We start from the raw sequence: 20,627 nt of genomic DNA on the forward strand, positions 1-20,627 counted from the left end.
AGCCGGGCCGAAGCCGGGCGGCGACCGCCGGGAGGACCCCTCTCCCCGGCGGTCACCGCAGGCTCGGCCAGGGCGCCTTCTTGTCCCGCGCGCGGGGGCCGTACGACTCCAGCCACACGGGCGCGCCCACGACATGAGAGACCGCCGTGGGCCAGTCTGATACACCCTCCTCGTAGACCGGCGTCGCCCGCAGCAGCCGGGCCGTGCGGTCCGGCTCGGCGAACGTGACGGGCCGGTCGTAGCGCACGCACATGCGGGTGACGTCCGCGTCGAGGTGGGTGAGCGCGAGACCGTCCACGCCGCCGGCCGCCTCGGCCGCGTACCGGTGGGCGACCGCGTCGAAGTGCCCGCGGCGGAAGGCCCCCTGCCACGGCCCGGTCACGTTGTGCGGCTCGGGCAGCTCCAGGCCGGGGTCCTCGGTCACCAGCGGGCCGGGGCCGTGCCGGGTGGTGTAGGTCCGCAGCACGCCGAGCCGCGCCGCCCCGGACCCGTCCAGCAGTTCCAGCGCGTTGGCGAAGGTCGTCGTGCTCCACGTCGTGTACGGGTCGAACCCCTGCCGCTCGTCCAGCAGCACGCCCTGCGCGCCCTCGAACACCACCGGCCCCCGCCTGACCAGCCGGGCGGTGTACGACGAGTCCACCAGCCGCACCCGCTCGGCGAACGCCCGGTAGACGGCCACGCAGTCGGCCACCGGCGGACCCTCGACCCCCAGCGCCTCCCGCAGCACGGTCAGCTTGCGCGTCAGCTCGCGCGGCGGGTCGCCCGCCCGGGGCGCGAGCGCGCCGTGCTCCAGGTGGTACGCCATCGTCTCCCCGACGCCCATCCCGCAGGACCCGTGCCGCGCCTCCCCGCGCGCCAGCTCCCGCCTGCGCCCGGCCTCGACGTGGTACGGCGTCGCCAGCAGGCAGTCCCGGTCCACCGTGAGCAGCCCGAAGGGGTCGGGCACGCCGAGCCGGGCCAGGTGCTCCGCCTCGGCCGACAACGCCAGCGGATCGACCACCACGAACCGCGAGAGATGCGTGCGAACCCCCTGGAACGTCCCGGCGCCGAACTGCGCGAACGTGTGGTGCCGCCCGTCGTCCAGGACGACGTTGTGCCCCGCCTGGGCGCCCCCGTTGAACCGGACCACGGCGTGGACGGGCAGCGTGGCGCACGCCCAGTCCACGACCGTGCCCTTGCCGGCGTCGCCGTACCCGAGGTCGACGACGACCAGGTGCTCGTTCACGGCAGGACCCCGCCCAGCCCGCCCCCGAGTCCGCTGTCGAGCCCGTCGAGCGGCTCGGCGGTGACCACCGTGCCGCGGTCGAGCCTGGCCAGGGCCCGCGACACCGACGCGCCGGCCGTCGAGCCCAGCTCGGCCAGGTCCTCAAGGCCCTCGTCCAGGCCGATCGCGTCCTCGCCGAGCCCGACGGTGAGCGCGATCGTCTCGCACACGGCGTCGAGGTCGTCCAGCTCCAGCACGTTCTGGCCGAGCAGACGGCGCCAGGAGTCCAGCACTTCGGGGTCGCCGGCGTAGCTGGCCCCCTGCGGGAGGATGAAGTAGACGTCGTACTTGCGGGTCAGCTCGGCCACGACGTCGTCCACCCCGAGGGGCGCGGTCAGCCGGTCGCCGACGAGGTCCTTGACGTGGTTCCTGGACACCCGCTGGTAGGGCATCTCGTCGCCGATGACGAACAGGTAGCCGCGCTTGCCGCGCTTCTCGTGGCAGTCGATGGAGGTGTGCCTGGCCATGAAGTACATGGCCAGCTCGTAGGACTCGCGCTTCTGCCCGCCGCCGCCGCCCTCCAGCAGGATCAGGCCGAGCTGGTCGTCCATGCGGTTGTCGGACTCGAACTGGCCGACCTGCAGCGGCGCCCGGTCGCAGGTGGCGTCGCCGATCGCGCCGAACATGATCTGCGGGTCGGTGGCGTACCCCTTGCGCAGCAGCAGCCCGAGCAGGTCGGGCAGGCGCGTCTGCAGCGTGCGGGGGACCGCGCGCATCGAGCCGGTCACGTCGAAGAGCACGGCGATGGCCAGCGAGTCGGGGTGCTCGGCCGAGTCGCGGCTCTCCCGCGTCACGCCGAAGGGGTCGAGGTCGGGGTGGACGCGCCGGGCTCCGCCGTCGCTGTAGGCGAAGGCGCTGGAGCCGGTGGCCGCGCGGTAGCGCGCGGCGGAGTCGTAGACGTTCGTGGACCAGATTCCGCTGCCCATGGCAGCCTCCCTCAAAGGTGGAGCGGACGGTACGTACGGGGTCCGTAGAGGTCGTCGAGCAGGTCGTCCAGCTCGCGCAGCAGCTCCCACGCGTCGGACGGCGGGCGCAGCAGGCAGCCGCGGACGAAGGCGCGCATCCGGCGCGGGCATTCGCCCATCAGGTGGTCGACGCACCGGGTCAGCGCGGCGATGTCGGCGCGCTCGTCGAGCCGGTCGCCGTGGCACCAGTCGACCAGCACGAGCCCGTGGTCGAGCGGATGGATGAGGACGTGGCGGGGGAGCACGGCGCCGTGCGCGACGCCGGCCCGGTGGGCGAGCCCGGCGGCCACGAGCAGCCGCCGCCAGATCCAGGCCACGTCGCGCGGGTCGAGGCCGGTGCCGGCGCGTTCGAGGGTGACGAACCCGGCGGGCGCCCGGCTGACCACGTTCGCCTGCCGGACCACCTCGCCGGCGCGGTAGCGGAAGCTCGCGACGAGGCGGGGGACGTACGGCAGGAAGCGTGGGTCGCCGTCGGCCGCGATCTTCCGCAGCGCGGCGGCCTCGCGGACCAGCAGCCGGTCGGCGGCCGGGTTACGGGCCACCTTGAGCAGCGAGTCCCGCTCTGCGCCGCGCCCGGACGGGTAGAGCACGGCGGTGCCGCCCTTGTACAGCGGCGGCCCGACCAGGAAGTCGCCGACCCGTTGGCCCCGGTGGTAGGTCTCCCAGAGCGCGACCAGCCGCTTGAACGCCTCCTCGCCGCCCGGCGCGAGGTCGGGATGCAGCGCCCTGGCCAGCCGCCGGTAGACGCGGGCCGCGGACCCGCCGGCGAAGAGCTCCTGGGCCGATCGCGCACCCATGACGATCGCCGCCGCCCGCTCGGTGTTCATCGCACCTCCTCCTCCCGGGCGGGCCGCAGCAGCGCGGGGTGGAGCAGCCGGGCGTCGCCCGCGCGGTAGAGCTTGGCCCGCGGGCCGCCTCTGGGGCCGCCGGTCTCGGTCGTCTGTCCGGTGCTCTCGACGAACCCGGGGACGGACAGGACCTTGCGGTGGAAGTTGCCCGCGTGCAGCGGCGTGCCCCACACGGTCTCGTAGATCAGCCGCAGCTCGGAGACGGTGAACTCGGCGCCGGCGAAGGCCGTGGCCAGCGGCGTGTACTCCAGCTTCGACCGGGCCCGTTCGACGCCGTCGGCCAGGATGCGGGCGTGGTCGAAGGCGAGCGGCGGCACGTCGTCGACCGGGTGCCAGACGGCCGCGGCGGCGTCCGTGCCGGGCCTGGGGTCGGGCAGGTCGGGGGCGAAGGCGAGGTAGGAGATCGACACCACCCGCATGCGGGGGTCGCGGCCGGGGCCGCCGTAGCTGGCCAGCTGCTCGATGTGGGCCGGGCGGGTGGCCACGCCGGTCTCCTCGGCCAGCTCGCGCACCGCGGCCTCGGCCAGGTCCTCGTCCGGCTTGATGAAGCCGCCGGGCAGGGCCCAGCGGCCCGCGTACGGCTCCACGCCGCGCTCGACGATCAGGACGTGCAGCCGCCGGTCGCGGATGGTCAGCGCCACCACGTCGACGGTGACCGCGACCGGCGCGTAGAGCCGGGGGTTGTAGCCGGCCAGGAACTCTTCCATTCCCAAGTCCTTCTCAGTTCGAGTCAATCTCGACTTGAGAATAACTCCGCCGACGGGTGTGTGTCGATAGGGTTGGCGCATGATCCGTCACATTGTGCTGTTCACCTGGGCTGACGACGCCACCGACGAGCAGAAGGCCGCGGTCGCGACCGAGCTGCGCAAGCTGCCGGGCGAGATCCCGCAGCTACGGGCGTACACGGTGGGGCCCGACGCCGGCATCACCCCCGGCAACCACGAGTTCGCCGTGGTCGCCGACCTCGACAGCGTGGACGACTTCGTGATCTACCGCGACCATCCCCGGCACCAGGCCGTGATCGCGGAGTACATCAAGCCGATCCTGGCGACGCGCGCCGCCGTGCAGCTCAGCCTCTAGAGCTCGGGCGGGTGGTTCTCGCGGTGCATCAGCCGGTCCTCGGAGGTGCGCCCGCGCCGGGGCGCGAGCACGATGCTGAGCACGACGCCCACGCCTCCGACGATCATGAAGATGACGCCGACGATGTCCATGTGCACGCTCTGGCCGAACACGTCGGGTTCGATGGCGAACCGCAGGATGGCGCCGAGCGTGAGGAAGAAGATGCTGACCCCGACACCCATGACGACCTCCAGGCAAAGGCGAGATGTGCCCACGGTCATACCCGGGTATCGGTGATCACACCCCCGCCGCGTCAGGCGAGACAGGACAGTGGCCGCCCGCCGTTGTAGGCGATCATGTCCTGGACGGCCGCGCCGACGTCGATCGGCGCGCCCGGCGGGCGGCCGTCCAGCTCGGCGTAGGCGCGGTGGAGGTTGCCCACGATCCGTTCGGGGTCGAGCAGCGCGCCCCACTCGCCGAGGTCGGTCTCCCGCGCCGCCTCCAGGGGCGTCCGGCCCGCCGCGTGGCCCCGCCGGGCGGTCTCCTGGACGAACCGCAGGTAGCCCTCGACCCGGTCGTAGACCTCGGGCCCGCACACCTCGCCGTGCCCGGGGACGATCGTCTCCGCGCCCAGCGCCCTGAGCGTGTCCAGGGCGGCGATCGTCCCGGCCACCGAGCCCATCAGGACGAACGGCGTGCCGCCGTTGAAGACCAGGTCGCCGGAGAACAGCACCCGCCGTTCCGGGATCCAGACGATCGAGTCGTTGGTCGTGTGCGCGGCCGGCCCGACGTGCCGCACCTCGCAGCGCAGGTCGTCGGACCAGAGGGTGACCCCCTCTGAGTACGTCAGGAACGGCGGCGCGACCTCCATCGCCCCCCACACCACCTCCGGCGACCAGGCCCCCCGGTACGCCGGGACCCCGTCGGCCAGGATCTGGGCGCGTACGCCCTCGTGCCCGACGATCGTGGCCTCGGGGAACAGCCAGTTGCCGAAGGTGTGGTCGCCGTGGTGGTGGGTGTTGACCAGCGTGGTGATCGGCCCGCCGCTGACCTTGCCGACGGCCGCCCGCAGGTCGCGGGTGCGGCGCTCGGTCGAGCAGGCGTCCACGCAGATCACGCCGCGCCGCCCGGCCAGGAAGCCGGTGTTGTTGATCCACCAGCTCCCGTCGGGCTGGACGTAGGCGTAGACGCCCTCGGAGACCTCTTCGACGCGCGGCGGGGGCAGGGGGTGGTCATGAGGTGAAGAGCTCATGCCCGGAACCTAACAGCGACGCCCGCCCCCCGGACGGGAGGCGGGCGTCACAAGCGGTGGCTCAGAAGGCCTCTTCGGGAAGCTCCATGAGGTCCTGGCCGGTGGCGGCGAGGACGCGCCGCTCGGCCGTCAGCCTGGGCAGCACGGTCGTGGCGAAGAACGACGCCGCGGCCACCTTGCCCTGGTAGAACGGGTCCTCCGACTCCGCCAGCCGGGCCAGGGCCACCTCGGCCTGGCGCAGCAGCAGCCAGCCGATCACCAGGTCGCCCAGCGAGAGCAGGAACCGGGTGCTGTTCAGGCCGACCTTGTAGACCTCCGCCGGCTTCTCCAGCGAGCCGAGCGCCCAGCCGGCCATGGTGTCGCCCATGACCTTGACCTCGGCGGCGGCCTCGGCGAGCAGCTTGCGCTCCTCCTTGAGCCGGCCGTTGCCCGCCTCGGAGGCGGCGAACTCGTTGATCTCGGCGAGCAGCGCGCCGACCGCGGCGCCCTGGTTGCGCAGGATCTTCCGGAAGAACAGGTCGAGGCCCTGGATCGCGGTGGTGCCCTCGTACAGGGAGTCGATCTTGGCGTCGCGGATGTACTGCTCGATCGGGTAGTCCTGCAGGTAGCCCGAGCCGCCCAGGGTCTGCAGCGAGCGGGCCAGCAGCTCGTACGAGCGCTCGGAGCCGACGCCCTTGACCAGGGGCAGCAGCAGGTCGTTCATGGCCTCCGCGTGCCGGTCCGCCGGGTCGATCAACAGGGCGTCCTGGAAGGTGGCCGTGTAGAGGACCAGGGCGCGCATGCCCTCGGCGTACGCCTTCTGCAGCATCAGCTCGCGGCGCACGTCCGGGTGGTGGGTGATGGTCACCCGGGGGGCGGACTTGTCGGCCATCTTGGTCAGGTCCGCGCCCTGGTAGCGGGACTTGGCGTAGTCGAGGGCGTTCAGGTAGCCGGTGGAGAGCGTGGCGATGGCCTTGGTGCCGACCATCATGCGGGCGTGCTCGATCACCATGAACATCTGCTTGATGCCCTCGTGCACGTCGCCGACCAGCCAGCCGATCGCCGGGTGCTTGTCGCCGAAGGTGAGCTCGCAGGTCGTGGAGACCTTCAGGCCCATCTTCTTCTCGACGTTGGTGACGTAGGCGCCGTTGCGCTCGCCCAGCTCGCCGGTCTCCAGGTCCACGTGGAACTTGGGCACCAGGAACATCGACAGGCCCTTGGTGCCCGGACCGTGGCCCTCGGGACGGGCCAGGACCAGGTGGAAGATGTTGTCGGCCATGTCGTGCTCGGCGCTGGTGATGAAGCGCTTGACGCCCTCGATGTGCCAGGTGCCGTCGGGCTGCTGGACCGCCCTGGCCCGGCCGGCGCCGACGTCCGAGCCCGCGTCCGGCTCGGTGAGCACCATGGTGGCGCCCCAGTTCTTCTCGATGGCCAGCTCGGCGAAGCGCTTCTGCTCCGGCGTGCCCAGCTTCCACAGGGTGTAGGCGAAGTTGGGGCCGGCGGCGTACATGTACAGGGCCGGGTTGGAGCCGAGCACCATCTCGGCCGTCGCCCAGGCGAGGCTGCGCGGGATGCCGGGGCCGCCCAGCTCGGCGGGCAGGTCGAGGTGCGCCCAGCCGCCGTCCACCAGCGCCTTGTACGACTTCTTGACGCCGGCCGGGACGGTCACCGTGCTCGTCGCGGGGTCGAACACCGGCGGGGTGCGGTCGCCCTCCTCGAAGGAGTCGGCGAGCACGCCGGTCGCCAGCCTGTTGACCTCGTCCAGGATGCTCCGCGCGACGTCCTCGTCCACTTCGCCGAAGGGCCCGGTGCCGAGGATCTCGCGTCGACCGAACACCTCGAAGAGGTTGAATTCCAGGTCACGCACGTTGCTCTTGTAGTGGCCCATGGGTGCAGATCTCCTTGAACCGAGGTCTTCATGTACTGGCCAGTAACCTTACCTGCAATGCTACCCGCGGGTAACCCCGCCCATGCGTGGCATGCTCGACTCCATGGACGCCGAAGAACTCGCCACAAGATGGCGGGAGCGACTGGAATCCTGGGCCATCCCCGAGGAGATCCTGGCCAAGGCTCCGGCCGATCCGTGGAGCCACTCGCCGGCCCGGTTCGCCACGCGGACCGACCGGGCGCTGGCCGAGCCCGACGACGGCCCGACCATGACCCGGCTGGCCGAGGCGCTGCCCGACAAGGGCACGCTGCTCGACGTCGGCTCGGGCCCCGGCGCCGCGTCGCTGCCGCTGCGCGAGCGCATCGGCCACCTCTACGCGGTCGACACGTCCGCGCCCATGCTGGAGGGCCTGAAGGTCCGCGCGATGGACCTCGGCGTGCCCGCCACCACCGTCGAGGGGCGCTGGCCGGACGTGGCCGACCAGGTGCCGGTGGCCGACGTGTCCGTCGCCGCGCACGTGGTCTACAACGTGCCCGACCTGGCGGAGTTCCTCCAGGCGCTCGACCGCCGCACCCGCGGCCGGGTGGTGCTCGAACTGCCCCACCGCCATCCCATGAGCTGGATGACGCCGCTCTGGCAGCACTTCCACGGCGTCGACCGTCCGGTCCGGCCCATCGCCGAAGACTGCGTGGCCCTGGCCGCGGCGCTGGGCTTCCCCGTGCGCGTGGAGGAGCGGGAGGCGCCCCTGGAACGTTTCACGACCGTCGAGGAGCTGGCCGAGAGCGCCTGCCGCCGGGTGTGCCTCGACCCGTCCAGGGTGGAGGAGGTGGCCGAGACCGCCGTCGAGCTGGGCATGTGGCCGGTGCCGCGTGACCGGTGGGTCACCGTCTGGTGGGAATGATCCGTTTCGCTCAGCCGTTGTACGCATTGAGCTGACCGCTCCCGGACGAGACGCGCCGTACCCGGACACGCCAAGACGACGCACGTACCTGTACGTCTCGTCCTCAGGAGTACTGATCATGGCGTGGATCCTCATCGTGCTGGCCGGCCTGTTCGAGGTGGCCATGGCACTGTCGCTCAAGCTCAGCAACGGCCTCGGCAACCTGTGGTGGACCCTGTCCTTCCTGGCCACGGCCGCCCTCAGCTTCGGCCTGCTCGCCTACGCGCTCAAGACCCTGGAGGTCGGCACCGCGTACGCCGTGTGGACCGGCATCGGGGCCGTCGGCACCGCGATCCTCGGCATGGTCGCCATGGGCGACGACGTGTCGCCACTGCGCCTGACCTCGATCGCGCTCATCCTGGCCGGTGTCGTGGGGCTCAATCTGGCTGGTGGACACTAGTGCGATGATTGAGATCCATGCCATCACCGTCGACGCCACCGACCCCTACGAGATCGCGAGCTGGTGGAGCCAGGCCACCGGGTGGCCGCTGGCCGAGGGCGACAAGCCGGGCGCCGACGAGGTGATGCTGCGCACGCCGCAGGACCCGTTCCTGCTGTTCATCCGCGTGCCCGAGGGCAAGACCGGCAAGAACCGGGTGCATTTCGACGTCAACGGCACCGAGGGCCGTACGCGTGACGAGGAGGTCGAGCGGCTGCTCGGCCTCGGCGCGACCGTCTTCCAGGACCAGCGCAGGCCCGACGGCACGGGCTGGGTGACCATGCTCGACCCCGAGGGGAACGAGTTCTGCGTGTGCCGGAGCGAGGCGGAGAAGGCCTTGCCGGAATGATGTTCTGTCGGTGAAGCTGGCCCCATGAGCGTGAGGGCCGTCGTCTGCTGGCGGCGGCGTCCACCGGCGAGAAGAGGGAGCGCGCCCGGCGGGCGGGAGCCGACGACGTGATCGGCTACGACGGGCTGAAGGAAGCGGCCAGGGCGTGGGCCGTGGACGTGGCCGTCGACCCGGTCGGCGGCGAGCTGTCCGAGCAGGCCCTTCGCGGGTTGCGCGAGGGCGGGCGGCTCCTGGTCGTCGGATTCGCCTCGGGCGGAATCGCGAAGCTGCCGGCCAACCAGGTGCTGCTGCGTAACCGGGCCGTGGTGGGCGTCGACTGGGGCGCGTGGTCCATGGGCCACGCCGTGAAGAACCGGGCCATGCTCGAAGGTCTGCTGGCGATGCCGGGCATCGTCCCGGCGGCGCCGGAGGTCAGGCCGCTGGCGGAGGCGGGCCGGGCCATGGACGACCTGCTGGAGCGGCGGGTCACTGGGAAGATCGTGCTCGTCCCTTCATCGTGAGGGTCAGGATCGCGGCGATCAGGTAGACCAGCGCGCCGTGCCACATCGCCTGCACGGCCGAGCCGAACACGCCCTCGTCGTCGAGCACGAGCTGCACCGGGTAGTCGAGCACCGCCGTGATCGCGGCGGGCAGGAGCGCGAACTTCCACGGGTGCCGCAGCGACCAGAGCCGGGCCTGACGGGTGACGCGGTCGCCCTCGTGCGGCTTGGCGACCGCGCCGATCGCGGCGATCAGCGCGAACAGGCTGATGCCGAGGCCCAGGGCCCAGACCAGGTCACCGCCGCCGGTGACCAGGCCCATCCCGAAGCTGGCGGCCGACACCACGACGCCGCCGATGGCGGCGGTCTTCCAAGGGGCGCCCCGCAGGGCCGCCGCGGACAGTGAGACCTCGTCGCGTCTACTGATTTCGTTCATGTCCTCATGGTGCCGCCGCGGGCCCCCATGAGGCATCGGGGACGGACCCTGACCTGTCCCTGACATGATTCCCATATGACGGAAATCGCCATTGTGCAGTTGGGGCCGGACGAAGGGGAACGACTGAGGGACGTCCGGCTGCGGGCGCTCCAGGAGTCACCGGACGCGTTCGGCTCCTCCTACGCGCGGGAGGTCGCGTTCTCCGCCGACGACTGGGCCGACCGGCTGAAGAACCCGCACTCGCGCTGGTGGGTGGCCGAGGACGACGGCCTGGGCGACGTCGGCCTGGTGTGCATGCTGCTGGAGGAGTCCGGCGCCCACCTGCTGTCCATGTGGGTCGCCCCCGAGGCCAGGGGACGCGGGCTCGCCTCCCGGCTGGTCGACCGATCCGTGGAGTGGGCCCGTTCGGCCGGGGCCGAGCAGGTGCAGCTCTGGGCCGTCGACGGCAACCACGCCGCCCGCGCGCTCTACGCGGCCAAGGGCTTCGTGCGCAGCGGCAAGGTCATGGCCCTGCCCTCCAACCCGTCCCTGATGGAGTCCCACTACGTGCTGTCCCTGCTGTTCCGCCAGGCGCGCAAGGAGGACGTCCCGGCCATCGTCCGGCTGCTGGCCGACGACCCGCTCGGCGCGGCCCGCGAGGGAGCCCCCGACGACACCCGCTACCTGATGGCCTTCGACCGCATCGAGGCCAACCCGCACGACGAGCTGATCGTGGCCGAGCGGGAGGGCGAGGTGGTCGGCACGATGCAGCTCACGTACCTGGCCGGGCTGTCACGGCTGGGCTCCGAGCGGTGCCAGATCGAGGGCGTCAGGGTGGCCGCCTCGACGCGCGGCCAGGGGCTCGGCGGCAAGATGATCCAGTGGGCCGTCGACCGGGCGCGGGCCAGGGGGTGCGCCGTCGTCCAGCTCACCTCCGACAAGTCGCGCACCGACGCCCACCGCTTCTACGACGCGCTCGGCTTCACCGCCTCCCACGAGGGCTACAAGCTCTCACTCGGCTGATTCGCCGTCGGCGAGCTGGGTCAGCATCCAGCGGCACCACTCGGCCCGGTGCCGCTCGTAGCTCAGCCCGCAGCGCAGCGTCGCGTAGCCGCCGAACCCGGGGTCGCCGAAGGCCGGCCGCCCGCCGAACGACGCCTCCTGCCGCTCGTAGTCGGCCAGCCGCTCCTCGTGCGCGGCGAGCTGGTCGGCGAACAGCCGCCGCAGCAGCTCCGGCTCGGCCAGCCACGCCGCGTACGTCTTCAGCACCAGCTCGTCGCGCTCGGGCCGCTCGCGCGGCGGCTCGGTAACCCATGCCCGCAGCGCCGCCAGGCCCTCGGCGGTCAGGTGGTAGACCTTCTTGGCCTGCGGCCCGGGCCCGTGCGCGCTCTCGAACCCGACCAGCCCGGCCGCCCGCAGTTTCTGCAGCTCGGCGTGGATCTGGCTGTGACCGGCCGTCCAGAAGTAGCCGACCGGGCGCCGCATGGCCGCCGCGAGGTCGTAACCGGTGCGATCGCCGCGCGCCAGCACGGCCAGGATCGCGAATCCGAGCGTTGAGGTCATGGTGGGTCCAAGGATATGGTGCTTGCGGCACTATGTCAGTTCAGACATAGTCAGGAGAAGGGCGCGGCGGCCATGCGAAAGATCGTCGGATGGATGGCACTCCTCACCATGGGGCTGACCGGCTGCGGGGGCACGGTCGGCACCGGCACCACCGCCGTCCGCACGACGGCCGCCGAGTCCCCCGCCCCTGTCAGCGAGACAACCACCACCCCGAGCGCGCCGCCCACCGGCCCCAACGTCTCGGGCTGCTTCACCGAGCAGGACGGCAAGATCTTCACCCACGTCCGCGGCCTGCCCGGCGTGATCGCCGGCGACGGCCCGGTGGGCGTGGTGATCAGCTATGAGCGCCGCGGCACCGTGTGCTCCTGGCGCCCGCTGTCGGACCGCCTGGTCGCCGCCGGCTACCGCGTCCTGCTGTACGCCAGGGACGCCGGCCTCCTCCCCGAGGACGGCGCGGTGGCCATGGGCAAGCGCCTGGCCAAGGAGAAGGGCGTCGAACGGCTGTTCCTGGTCGGCGGCTCGATCGGCGCCACGGCCTCGGTCCCGGCGGCCGAGCGGCTGGGCGCCGAGGTGGCCGGCGTCGTCGCCCTGTCAGGCGAGATCGACAAGGGCGACGCCGCCGCGCTCACCGTGCCGCTGCTGCAGATCGGCTCCGAGCACGACTCCTACGGCGGCGCCGAATCGATGCGCGCGGCCGAGGCCGCCGCGACCAGGTCCCCGGACAACCAGGTGCTGGTCATCCCCGGCGAGTCGCTGCACGCCTCGGCCCTGCTCGGCAGCCCCTACTCCGCCAAGGTGCTCGACACGGTCGTGGCGTTCATGGACCGGCACAAGGGCTGATCTCGACCAGATTGTCGTGGAAGGCCGGGCCCCGGCCCATGTCGCCGTCCCGCTCGGCCACGACCGCGTTGGCGTTCGCGCCGCCCGGGGTCAGCTTCGGCCACCGGCCCTTGGGCGAGGCCACCACGCCGGGCGCGACCCGGTCGCTGATCTCCACGTCGGCCAGGAACTCGCCGCCGTCGTTGTGCACCCGTACGCGCTGCCCGGCCACCAGCCCCCGGGCCGCCGCGTCGGCCGGGTTGACCAGCACGGCCGGCCCCTTGGCCCGCCGCCGCAGCTCCGGATTGTTGGCGAAGATCGTGTTCAGGAACGTGTGCGAGGCCGGCGTGACCAGCGTCAGCGGGTACGCCGACCGGTCGGCGACCGCCGTGTGCGAGGGCACGTACGCCTTCCCCGCGGGCGGGAAGCGCAGCCGCCCGGAAGGCGTCGGGAAGCCCTCGGCGAACGGCGCGAACGGCTTGGGGTAGTTCATCCGCACCCAGCCCTCCTTGCGCAGCCGGTCCAGCGTGACGCCTTCGAGCGACGGGTGCCCGCCCGACAGCAGCGACTCGGCCAGCTCCAGGTCGGAGTCGTACAGGGACGGCTCGGTCAGCCCCATGTGCGCGGCCAGCCGGCGGAAGGTCTCGGTCGTGGACAGGCACTCGCCGGGCGGCGGCACGGCGGGCTCGTTCCACAGCAGGTACATGTGGCCGTACCCGGCGTGCAGGTCCATGTGCTCGGTCTGCATGGTCGCGGGCAGCACGATGTCGGCGTAGTCCACGGTGTCGGTCGGGAACTGCTCCATGACGACCGTGAACAGGTCCTCGCGGGCGAGCTGCCGCCTGATCGTGTTGGCGTCGGGGGTCGAGCCGAGCGGGTTGGCGGCGTACACCCACAGGCATTTGACGTCGTCGAGCTGGGAGCCGAGCTTGGTCATGACCAGCGTGCGCACCGGCTTGGCCAGCAGGTCGTCGCGGGTGTCGACGGTCACGCGCACGTGGCCGCTCGTCGAGTACGCCACGCCGCCGCCCGGATGCCGCCAGTCGCCGGTCACGCCGGGGATCGCGGCGATCGTGCGCATCGCGGCGCCGCCGCCGGCGTGCCGCTGGATGCCCATGGTGGCGCGGATCGCGGTCGGCCGGGTGTGGGCCAGGCGCATCCCCAGGCCGTGGACGTCCTCGGCCGGGATGCCGGTGATCTCCGCCACCCGCTCCACCGGGTACTCCAGGATCTCCTTGCGGAAGTCCGCCCAGCCCTCGGTGTGCTCGGCCAGGAACTCCTCGTCCTGGGCGTTCTCCGCGAGCACGACGTTGAGCAGCCCGAGCGCGAGCGCGGCGTCCGTGCCCGGCCTGATCGCCAGGTGCTGGTCGGCCTGGTCGGCGGTCCTGGTGCGGATGGGGTCGATGGCGACCACGTGCGCGCCGTCCGCGCGGGCGTCCTGGATGAACTTCCACAGGTGGTGGCCGCTGGTCAGCGTGTTCGTGCCCCAGAGCAGGATCAGCCTGGCCTGGGCGAAGTTCTCCGGGTCCATGCCGCCGGCGGTGCCGTTGGCCTTCATCAGCCCGCTGCTGCCGGCCGCCGAGCAGATGTTCAGCCAGTGCTTGGACGCCCCCAGCACGTTCCAGAACCGGCGGCCCGCCACGCCCTCGCAACCCTGGAGGTAACCCAGCGAGCCGGTGCCGAGGTAGGGCCAGATCGCCTCGCCGCCGTGCTCGTCCACGATGGCGCGCAGCCGGGTCGAGATCTCGTCGAGCGCCTCGTCCCAGGTGATGCGCTCGAACTGCCCCGACCCCTTCGGCCCGGTGCGCCGCATCGGGTACAGGATGCGGTCGTCCGCCTGCGTGTGCTCCAGGTACCGGTTGACCTTCACGCACAGCGCGCCGCGGGTGTAAGGGTGGTCGGGGTTGCCGCGCATCTTGACGGCCTGCCCGTCCCGTACGGTCACGATCCAGGAGCAGGTGTCCGGGCAGTCAAGCGGACATGCCCCCAAAACCCTCAAATCACCCGACATGCGCACAGCCTACGTCGAGAGGCCCGCGCCCGCCGTCCCCGCGACACCGCCGAGCCGACCTCGTGAAAGAAGTCAAAGGTGAACGGTTGGAGTTCCACCGTGTACCCTGCCTCGCGCAGCCTGGCCGCGGCGTTCTCGGCCGACGCGTCGTGACCGGGCCGTCCGGCCGCGCGGTTCCACCCGCGGGCGCCGGGCGTCGGGGGCGACGAGGCCGGCACCGGCATCGCGGGAGTGAACATGCCAGACGCGCGGGCAGATCGATGCCGGTCGGGTCCTCACCCGGTGCGCGCGCCGGAGCGGCGAACGAGGACACTGGAGAACAGAGATCGTACGGTCCGGCCGGGAAGGTGCAGAATCACTGTCGGTGGCCGAAATCAGGGAACGAGACGATGACACGGAGGACCTCGCGGAGGGGGATCCAGCCGTGTCCGAGCCACGCGCCGACGGCGGCGTCTACGTAGTCGAGCCGCTCCTTCCCCAGCGGCTGCGGCGGCCGTCCGACCTGCTGCGCTTCTTCGCGACGCTGGCGGTGCTCGCGGCGGTGATCCTGCTCGCCCTCGTCGCCAAGCAGACGCTCAACGGCCTGGAGCAGGACGTCAAGGTCGGCGCCGAGATGGTCCCGCTGCTCAGCCGGGTCGCGGCCTTCATCGGCAGCGCGGCCGTGCTGATCGTGCCCGCCGCGTTCGCCGTCGAGCGGGTCTTCCACCGCGACGGCCTGCGCGTCGCGGAAGGGCTGATCGCGGCCATCATCGGCATGGCCGGGTCGTTCCTGCTCGGCCAGTGGATCGAGGCCAGCAGCCTGACCGACCTGCGCATCCTGCTCACCGGCGACCGCGCGATCGAGCCGCTGAACACGCTGCTCACCTCGGTGATCGCCTACACCACCGCGGTGCGCATCGCCCGCCGCCCCACGTGGCGCATGCTCATGTGGACCTCGATCGCCCTCTACATCCTCACCTACTTCTCCGGCAGGCAGATCACCCTGCCCAGCGCCATCGTGACCGTCCTGGTCGGCATGGCCATCGGCTACGCCACCCTCTACGGCGTCGGCAGCCCCAACACCCGCCCGCCCGGCAGCGCCGTGGTCGCCGCGCTGCGCAAGCTGTCCTTCTCGCCCGTCTCCGCCCGCCGCATCGAGGACGACCACCAGGGCAGCCGCCGCTACGCCATCGGCCTCAAGGACGGCACCAGCCTCGACGTCACCGTCCTCGACCGCGACCGCCAGGTGGCCGGGCTGCCGTACCGGCTGTGGCGGCGCATCAGGCTCAACTCCGAGACCAGACGCCGGGCCATCCGCTCGCTCCGGGCCGAGCTGGAACGCGAGGCCCTGATGGCGTACGCGGCCCAGGCCGCCGGCGCCAGCACGCCGCGCCTGCTCGGCACCAGCGAGATCGGCACCGAGGCCGCCCTGCTCGCCTACGAGCACATCGAGACCCGCCCGCTCGACGAGGTGCCCGACGCCGAGATCGACGACGCCCTGCTCGCCCAGATCTGGGAGCAGGTCGCGCTGCTGCAGATCCAGCGGCTGGCACACCGGCGGCTCACCGGCGACAGCATCCACCTCGACCGCGCCGGCCGGGTCGTGCTGACCGACGCCCGCAGCGGCGAGATCGCCGCCGGCGACCTGCTGCTCCGGCTCGACATCGCCCAGCTCCTCACCTACCTGGCGCTGCGCGTCGGCGCCGAGCGCTCGGTCCGGGCCGCCGCCGCCGTGATGGGCCCCGACGCCCTCGCCGCCGCCATGCCGCTGCTCCAGCGCATCGCCCTGACCAGGGAGACCCGCTCGGCCCTGTCCAAGGCCAAGAACGTGCTCACGAGCCTGCGCGACCACATCGTCGCCCTCAAGCCCCAGGGCAAGGTCGAAGAGGTACGCCTGGAGCGCTTCCGCCCGCGCACCCTGATCACGATCATCGCCAGCACGGTCGCCGCCTACGTCGTGCTGTCCCAGCTCAGCAAGGTCGACCTCTACAAGGTGGTGACCACGGCCAACTGGGGGTGGTCCGGCCTGGCGCTGATCGCCTCGTTCACCAGCTTCGTCGCCGCCGCCCTCATGCTGCGCGGGTTCGTCCCGGAACGCCTGCCGCTGTGGCGCACCGTCCTGGTGCAGTTCGCGTCGTCGTTCGTCAAGCTGGTCGCGCCCGCCGCGGTCGGCGGCGTCGCGATCAACACCCGCTACCTGCAGAAGCGCGGCATCGCGCCGGCGCTCGCGGTGGCCAGCGTGGGCGCCTCGCAGCTCATCATGCTGGTCTTCCACATCGCCCTGCTGCTGCTGTTCGCCTACATCACCGGCTCCGACGCCGCCACCTCCTTCACCCCCTCGCGCGGCCTGGTCGTGGCGATGCTCGCCATCGCGCTGCTGGTCGCGGTGGTGCTCGGCGTGCCGCCGCTGCGCAGGATGGTGACCGTGCGGATGCGCAGGCTGTTCTCGAACGTGCTGCCCCGCCTGCTCGACGTGCTCCAGTCGCCGGCCAAGATGATCGAGGCCGCCTTCGGCACACTCATGATCACGATCGCCTTCGTGGCCTGCCTCGACGCGTGCGTCGCGGCGTTCGGCGGTCAGCTGAGCTTCACCGCCGTCGCCGTCGTCTACCTCACGGCCAACGCCATCGGCTCGGCCGCCCCCACGCCCGGTGGCCTCGGTGCCGTCGAGTACGCGCTCACCCTCGGCCTGGTCGCGGCCGGCCTCGAATGGGACCTGGCGGCCTCGGCCGTGCTGCTGCACCGGCTGCTCACGTTCTGGCTGCCGGTGCTGCCGGGCTGGGCCGCCTTCACCTACCTCCAGCGGCACGAGGCCCTGTAGGGCGATACAGGACCCCGTGCGCCGCGGGTGATCAGCGGGCCGACGTGACCACCTCGGTGACCTTGTCGATCGCCGCCAGCTCGCTCTCGGTGAACACCGGGCCGTCCACGCACGCCACGTTGTCCTCCAGCTGCCGGACGCTGCTCGCCCCGATCAGCACGCTCGTCACCCGCGGGTCGCGCAGCGTCCACGACAGCGCCATCTGGGCCAGCGTCTGACCCCGGCCCCTGGCGATCTCGTTGAGGTCGCGGGCCAGGTCCCGGTCGATCTGCTCGGCGCTCAGGAACCGGCTCGTCGCCGCCCGCGAGCCCTCCGGCACGCCCTCCAGGTAGCGGTCGGTGAGCAGCCCCTGCGCCAGCGGCGAGTACACGATGCAGCCCATGCCCGCCTCCTCCAGCACGTCGAGCAGCCCGTCGTCCTCGATCCAGCGGTTGATCATCGAGTACGACGGCTGGTGGATGAGCAGCGGCGTGCCCAGCTCGCGCATGATCCGCGCGGCCTGCGCGGTCTGCTCGGCCGAGTAGTTGGAGACGCCCGCGTACAGCGCCTTGCCCGAGCGCACCGCCCGGTCCAGCGCCCCCATCGTCTCCTCCAGCGGCGTCTCCGGGTCCGGACGGTGGCTGTAGAACACGTCCACGTACTCCAGGCCCATGCGGGCGAGCGACTGGTCGAGGCTGGCCAGCACGTACTTGCGCGACCCCCACTCCCCGTACGGCCCCGGCCACATGTCGTACCCGGCCTTGGTCGAGATGACCAGCTCGTCCCGGTACGCCGCGAAGTCCTCCCGCAGGATGCGCCCGAAGTTCCGCTCCGCCGACCCGTACGGCACGCCGTAGTTGTTGGCCAGGTCGAAATGCGTCACCCCGAGGTCGAACGCGCGCCGCAGCACCGCCCGCGAGTTCTCGATCGGCCGGTCGTCGCCGAAGTTGTGCCACAACCCCAGCGACACCGCCGGCAACCGCAGCCCGCTGCGCCCGCTGCGGTTGTACGGCTGACGCTCGTAACGCCGCTCGTCGGCCACGAAGCTCACGCCGTCCCCCTCTCGATGATCCAGGACAGCGCGAACGCCTCCTCGCGCCAGGCGTCGTACCGGCCGCTGCGCCCGCCGTGCCCCGCGCCCATCTCCGTCTTGAGCAGGAACGGGCCGCCGGACGCGGTCGCCCGCAGCCGCGCGATCCACTTGGCCGGCTCGTGGTAGAGCACCCGCGTGTCGTTCAGGCTGGTGATCGCCAGAATCGGCGGGTACACCCTGCCGTCCACGTTCTCGTACGGCGAATAGCTCTTCATGTACGCGTAGACGTCCGGGTTGTGCAGCGGGTCGCCCCACTCGTCCCACTCGATCACCGTCAGCGGCAACGACGGGTCGAGGATCGTGTTGAGCGCGTCCACGAACGGCACCTCGGCCACCACCCCCGCGAACTCCTCGGGAGCCAGGTTCGTCACCGCGCCCATCAGCAGCCCGCCCGCCGAGCCGCCGCGCGCGACGATCCGCCCGCTCCAGCCGCCCGCCTTGAGATGCCGGGCCGCCGCCACGAAGTCGGTGAACGTGTTCCGCTTCCTGGTCAGCTTGCCGTCCTCGTACCAGTGACGGCCCATCTCGCCGCCACCCCTGACGTGCGCGACGGCGAAGACGAACCCGCGGTCGAGCAGCGACAGCCGGGGCACCGAGAACCCGGGGTCGATCGAGGTCTCGTAGCTGCCGTAGCCGTAGAGCAGGGTCGGGGCCGGCGTCGTGGTGTCCTTGCGCTTGACGATCGAGATCGGCACGCGCGTGCCGTCCTCGGCCGTCGCCCACTCCCGGAACTGCTCGTAGTCGCCCGCGTCGTAGCCGCCCAATACCGGACGCTGCTTGAGCAGGATCAGCTCGTGCGAGTCCAGCTCGTAGTCGTAGACGCTCGGCGGCGTCACCATGCTCGTGTACGCCAGCCTCAGCCGCGTCGTCGTGAACTCGGGGTTGCCCGCCGGGCCGACGTCGTACAGGGGCTCGGGGAAGTCGATCTCGTACGCGTTCCGCTCGGCGGCCTCGATCCGCTCCCGCCAGCCCGCGCCCGCGGCGCTGTAGGGCAGCACCCGGAGGCCGGTCAGGCCGTCACGGCGGAAGTGCACGACGGCGTGGTCGGAGAAGGCGTCGATCTCCAGCAGCCGGGTGTCCTCGCGGTGCCCGATCAGCGGGGTCCAGGTGCCGGGCTCGTCGATGGGGGCCGTGGCCAGCTCGAAGTTCTCGGCGTTCTCGTTGTGCAGGACGTAGAAGAAGTCGCCCGCGTGCTCGACGCCGTACTCCACGCCGGTCTTCCTGGGCCGGACGACCTGGAACTCGCCGGTGGGGTCGGCGGCGTCGAGGATGCGCACCTCGCTGGTGATCTTGCTGCCCGCGCCCAGCACGAGGTACCGCTCGCTGCGGGTCAGCCCGATGCCCACCCAGTAGCGCTCGTCGGTCTCCTCGTAGACCAGGACGTCCTCTTCCGTCCCGAGGGTGTGCCGGTAGACCTGGTAGGGACGCCAGGCGTCGTCCACCCGCGTGTAGAAGAACGCCGAGCCGTCGGCCGACCAGGCGCCGCCGTAGAAGATGTCCTTGATCTCGTCGGGCAGCACCTCGCCCGTCTCAAGGTTCCTGAACCTCAGCGTGAAACGCTCGTCGCCCTTGTAGTCGGTCGAGTAGGCCAGCATCGTCCCGTCGGGCGTGACGGCGCTGGTGCCGACGGAGAAGAACGCGCTGTCGCCGGCGAGCTCGTTGCCGTCGAGCACGACCTGCTCGCGCTCAAGGCGCTCGCCCGGCGTGATCTGCGGCGGCGCGTCACTGTCGGCCGGCACCCGGCAGGACACCGCGTACTGCTTGCCCTCCTCGGTACGCGTGAAGTACCACCACGCCCCCTTGCGGCTCGGCACCGACAGGTCGGTCTCCTGGGTGCGCCCCTTGATCTCCTGGAAGACCTGCTCCTGGAGCTCGGCGAGATGCGCGGTGTGCTCTTTGAGAAAGTCGTTCTCTGCCTCCAGGTACGCCGTTGTGTCCGGGTCGTCCTTGTTGCTTAGCCAGGCGTACTCGTCGATGAACGTGTCGCCGTGATGGATGCGCTCAGTCGGTACCTTCTTCGCCACTGGCGGCGTGTTGCTGCTCACGGGGGGAGTCTATGTTCGGCCGTGATCGTTCTGTGGCCGGGAGAGCTGCGGAACGCGTCCCGAGCGCTCGGGAGCGCTGCTAATCTTTAGAAGCCGACGAGGTGCGGCGCAACCCACTCCCTTCACTCCGGTGACTTTGGTGCGTTGCGACGCGTAACGTCGGCAATCCCTTCTGGCTCGCGGGTTTGAAGATCGGTTCGCTAACCGAGCGACAGGCTGGTAAGTTAGAGGGGTTGTCCCGGAAGCGGGGCGCGACTTAATTCCAGCAGGTCGAGCAAGCCCGGTCAATTTGACAGAGACTTGAACGGCTGAAAGAATTAAGACACAACGAAAGAACGCAAGACAAAATGAACGCCTCTGAGCGGGGATCCGGGAACGGGTTCTGGTGAGGAAGTACGCGTCCGTTTCTTGAGAACTCAACAGTGTGTTAAAAGCCAGTG

The 20,627-nt window shown here is 71.4% G+C and carries 20 protein-coding genes and 1 riboswitch; of the genes, 8 read left to right on the plus strand and 12 right to left on the minus strand.

Annotated features, from left to right (window positions below; genetic code table 11):
- Nucleotides 1–52: 52 nt before the first annotated feature.
- Genes AB0C33_RS48985 through AB0C33_RS49000 form a run of 4 tightly spaced genes read right to left on the minus strand, consistent with a single transcriptional unit; the run spans nucleotide 53 to nucleotide 3,784 of the window.
- A complete protein-coding gene (locus AB0C33_RS48985; RefSeq protein ID WP_358302018.1) occupies nucleotides 53–1,225 on the minus strand; it encodes an adenylosuccinate synthetase in 1,173 nt (390 codons plus the stop codon).
- Complete coding sequence (locus tag AB0C33_RS48990) at nucleotides 1,222–2,190, minus strand: hypothetical protein (RefSeq protein ID WP_358302021.1); 969 nt, start codon at nucleotides 2,188–2,190, stop codon at nucleotides 1,222–1,224. The genes AB0C33_RS48985 and AB0C33_RS48990 overlap by 4 nt, the downstream gene beginning before the upstream one ends.
- An 11-nt stretch (nucleotides 2,191–2,201) precedes the next feature.
- Nucleotides 2,202–3,056, minus strand: coding sequence for a molecular chaperone DnaJ (locus tag AB0C33_RS48995; RefSeq protein ID WP_358302024.1), 855 nt, complete (start codon nucleotides 3,054–3,056; stop codon nucleotides 2,202–2,204).
- Entirely contained in the window at nucleotides 3,053–3,784 is a 732-nt protein-coding gene (locus AB0C33_RS49000) for an NUDIX hydrolase (protein ID WP_358302027.1), read from the minus strand. Before AB0C33_RS49000 ends, AB0C33_RS48995 begins: the two co-directional genes overlap by 4 nt.
- Nucleotides 3,785–3,863: 79 nt before the next feature.
- Between AB0C33_RS49000 and AB0C33_RS49005 the strand changes: the two genes are divergently transcribed.
- Nucleotides 3,864–4,157, plus strand: coding sequence for a Dabb family protein (locus AB0C33_RS49005; protein ID WP_358302030.1), 294 nt, complete (start codon nucleotides 3,864–3,866; stop codon nucleotides 4,155–4,157).
- Here the strand turns inward: AB0C33_RS49005 and AB0C33_RS49010 are convergent.
- From AB0C33_RS49010 to AB0C33_RS49020, 3 genes are all read right to left on the minus strand, one after another.
- Complete coding sequence (locus AB0C33_RS49010) at nucleotides 4,154–4,378, minus strand: hypothetical protein (protein WP_358302033.1); 225 nt, start codon at nucleotides 4,376–4,378, stop codon at nucleotides 4,154–4,156. The genes AB0C33_RS49005 and AB0C33_RS49010 overlap by 4 nt on opposite strands.
- A gap of 71 nt (nucleotides 4,379–4,449) precedes the next feature.
- Nucleotides 4,450–5,388, minus strand: a complete 939-nt coding sequence (locus tag AB0C33_RS49015; protein WP_358302036.1) for an MBL fold metallo-hydrolase — start codon at nucleotides 5,386–5,388, stop codon at nucleotides 4,450–4,452.
- A 61-nt stretch (nucleotides 5,389–5,449) separates the two neighbouring features.
- Nucleotides 5,450–7,255 (minus strand): acyl-CoA dehydrogenase, encoded by a 1,806-nt coding sequence (locus AB0C33_RS49020; protein WP_358302040.1) that lies wholly within the window; start codon nucleotides 7,253–7,255, stop codon nucleotides 5,450–5,452.
- Nucleotides 7,256–7,358: 103 nt separating this feature from the next.
- On the opposite strand from AB0C33_RS49020, the gene AB0C33_RS49025 reads away from it, so the two are divergent.
- The 4 genes from AB0C33_RS49025 to AB0C33_RS49040 all read left to right on the plus strand — a co-directional run bounded on the left by AB0C33_RS49025 (nucleotide 7,359) and on the right by AB0C33_RS49040 (nucleotide 9,483).
- A complete protein-coding gene (locus AB0C33_RS49025) occupies nucleotides 7,359–8,156 on the plus strand; it encodes a methyltransferase domain-containing protein (protein WP_352361077.1) in 798 nt (265 codons plus the stop codon).
- 23 nt (nucleotides 8,157–8,179) lie between these two features.
- A riboswitch (guanidine-III (ykkC-III) riboswitch) is annotated at nucleotides 8,180–8,241 on the plus strand.
- Between the two features lie 33 nt (nucleotides 8,242–8,274).
- Nucleotides 8,275–8,595 (plus strand): multidrug efflux SMR transporter, encoded by a 321-nt coding sequence (locus AB0C33_RS49030; protein ID WP_358302043.1) that lies wholly within the window; start codon nucleotides 8,275–8,277, stop codon nucleotides 8,593–8,595.
- 4 nt (nucleotides 8,596–8,599) lie between these two features.
- Entirely contained in the window at nucleotides 8,600–8,983 is a 384-nt protein-coding gene (locus tag AB0C33_RS49035) for a VOC family protein (RefSeq protein WP_358302046.1), read from the plus strand.
- 47 nt (nucleotides 8,984–9,030) lie between these two features.
- A complete protein-coding gene (locus AB0C33_RS49040) occupies nucleotides 9,031–9,483 on the plus strand; it encodes a zinc-binding dehydrogenase (RefSeq protein ID WP_358302077.1) in 453 nt (150 codons plus the stop codon).
- On the opposite strand, the gene AB0C33_RS49045 is transcribed toward AB0C33_RS49040, so the two are convergent.
- Nucleotides 9,449–9,898, minus strand: a complete 450-nt coding sequence (locus AB0C33_RS49045) for a hypothetical protein (RefSeq protein ID WP_358302049.1) — start codon at nucleotides 9,896–9,898, stop codon at nucleotides 9,449–9,451. The genes AB0C33_RS49040 and AB0C33_RS49045 overlap by 35 nt on opposite strands.
- Before the next feature lie 75 nt (nucleotides 9,899–9,973).
- On the opposite strand from AB0C33_RS49045, the gene AB0C33_RS49050 reads away from it, so the two are divergent.
- Nucleotides 9,974–10,900 carry a GNAT family N-acetyltransferase gene (locus AB0C33_RS49050; RefSeq protein ID WP_358302052.1) on the plus strand — a complete coding sequence of 309 codons (927 nt, stop codon included), beginning with the start codon at nucleotides 9,974–9,976 and terminating at the stop codon, nucleotides 10,898–10,900.
- Here AB0C33_RS49050 and AB0C33_RS49055 read toward each other — a convergent pair.
- Complete coding sequence (locus AB0C33_RS49055; RefSeq protein ID WP_358302055.1) at nucleotides 10,889–11,440, minus strand: helix-turn-helix transcriptional regulator; 552 nt, start codon at nucleotides 11,438–11,440, stop codon at nucleotides 10,889–10,891. The two genes, AB0C33_RS49050 and AB0C33_RS49055, sit on opposite strands and share 12 nt — an antisense overlap.
- A 93-nt stretch (nucleotides 11,441–11,533) precedes the next feature.
- On the opposite strand from AB0C33_RS49055, the gene AB0C33_RS49060 reads away from it, so the two are divergent.
- Entirely contained in the window at nucleotides 11,534–12,280 is a 747-nt protein-coding gene (locus tag AB0C33_RS49060; protein ID WP_358302058.1) for a hypothetical protein, read from the plus strand.
- Here AB0C33_RS49060 and AB0C33_RS49065 read toward each other — a convergent pair.
- Entirely contained in the window at nucleotides 12,258–14,270 is a 2,013-nt protein-coding gene (locus AB0C33_RS49065) for a molybdopterin oxidoreductase family protein (RefSeq protein ID WP_358302062.1), read from the minus strand. The genes AB0C33_RS49060 and AB0C33_RS49065 overlap by 23 nt on opposite strands.
- Nucleotides 14,271–14,694: 424 nt before the next feature.
- Here AB0C33_RS49065 and AB0C33_RS49070 point away from each other — a divergent pair, with 424 nt between their 5' ends.
- A complete protein-coding gene (locus tag AB0C33_RS49070; protein ID WP_358302065.1) occupies nucleotides 14,695–17,070 on the plus strand; it encodes a lysylphosphatidylglycerol synthase transmembrane domain-containing protein in 2,376 nt (791 codons plus the stop codon).
- 31 nt (nucleotides 17,071–17,101) lie between these two features.
- Here AB0C33_RS49070 and mgrA read toward each other — a convergent pair whose 3' ends face one another.
- Together mgrA and AB0C33_RS49080 are read right to left on the minus strand one after the other, a co-directional pair.
- Nucleotides 17,102–18,100 carry an L-glyceraldehyde 3-phosphate reductase gene (mgrA, locus tag AB0C33_RS49075; RefSeq protein WP_358302068.1) on the minus strand — a complete coding sequence of 333 codons (999 nt, stop codon included), beginning with the start codon at nucleotides 18,098–18,100 and terminating at the stop codon, nucleotides 17,102–17,104.
- Nucleotides 18,097–20,187: a S9 family peptidase gene (locus tag AB0C33_RS49080; RefSeq protein ID WP_358302071.1), complete on the minus strand. Its 2,091-nt coding sequence runs from the start codon at nucleotides 20,185–20,187 to the stop codon at nucleotides 18,097–18,099. The genes mgrA and AB0C33_RS49080 overlap by 4 nt, the downstream gene beginning before the upstream one ends.
- Nucleotides 20,188–20,627: the final 440 nt, after the last annotated feature.

It is taken from the genome of Nonomuraea sp. NPDC048881 (genome assembly GCF_040649795.1).
GTDB lineage: Bacteria > Actinomycetota > Actinomycetes > Streptosporangiales > Streptosporangiaceae > Nonomuraea.

Coding starts and splice junctions, on each gene's coding strand:
- AB0C33_RS48990 (WP_358302021.1), bottom strand. CDS start 2,190: ATGGGCAGCGGAATCTGGTCCACGAACGTCTACGACTCCGCCGCGCGC.
- AB0C33_RS48995 (WP_358302024.1), bottom strand. CDS start 3,056: ATGAACACCGAGCGGGCGGCGGCGATCGTCATGGGTGCGCGATCGGCC.
- AB0C33_RS49000 (WP_358302027.1), bottom strand. CDS start 3,784: ATGGAAGAGTTCCTGGCCGGCTACAACCCCCGGCTCTACGCGCCGGTC.
- AB0C33_RS49005 (WP_358302030.1), top strand. CDS start 3,864: ATGATCCGTCACATTGTGCTGTTCACCTGGGCTGACGACGCCACCGAC.
- AB0C33_RS49010 (WP_358302033.1), bottom strand. CDS start 4,378: ATGGGTGTCGGGGTCAGCATCTTCTTCCTCACGCTCGGCGCCATCCTG.
- AB0C33_RS49015 (WP_358302036.1), bottom strand. CDS start 5,388: ATGAGCTCTTCACCTCATGACCACCCCCTGCCCCCGCCGCGCGTCGAA.
- AB0C33_RS49020 (WP_358302040.1), bottom strand. CDS start 7,255: ATGGGCCACTACAAGAGCAACGTGCGTGACCTGGAATTCAACCTCTTC.
- AB0C33_RS49025 (WP_352361077.1), top strand. CDS start 7,359: ATGGACGCCGAAGAACTCGCCACAAGATGGCGGGAGCGACTGGAATCC.
- AB0C33_RS49030 (WP_358302043.1), top strand. CDS start 8,275: ATGGCGTGGATCCTCATCGTGCTGGCCGGCCTGTTCGAGGTGGCCATG.
- AB0C33_RS49035 (WP_358302046.1), top strand. CDS start 8,600: ATGATTGAGATCCATGCCATCACCGTCGACGCCACCGACCCCTACGAG.
- AB0C33_RS49045 (WP_358302049.1), bottom strand. CDS start 9,898: ATGAACGAAATCAGTAGACGCGACGAGGTCTCACTGTCCGCGGCGGCC.
- AB0C33_RS49050 (WP_358302052.1), top strand. CDS start 9,974: ATGACGGAAATCGCCATTGTGCAGTTGGGGCCGGACGAAGGGGAACGA.
- AB0C33_RS49055 (WP_358302055.1), bottom strand. CDS start 11,440: ATGACCTCAACGCTCGGATTCGCGATCCTGGCCGTGCTGGCGCGCGGC.
- AB0C33_RS49060 (WP_358302058.1), top strand. CDS start 11,534: ATGGCACTCCTCACCATGGGGCTGACCGGCTGCGGGGGCACGGTCGGC.
- AB0C33_RS49065 (WP_358302062.1), bottom strand. CDS start 14,270: ATGTCGGGTGATTTGAGGGTTTTGGGGGCATGTCCGCTTGACTGCCCG.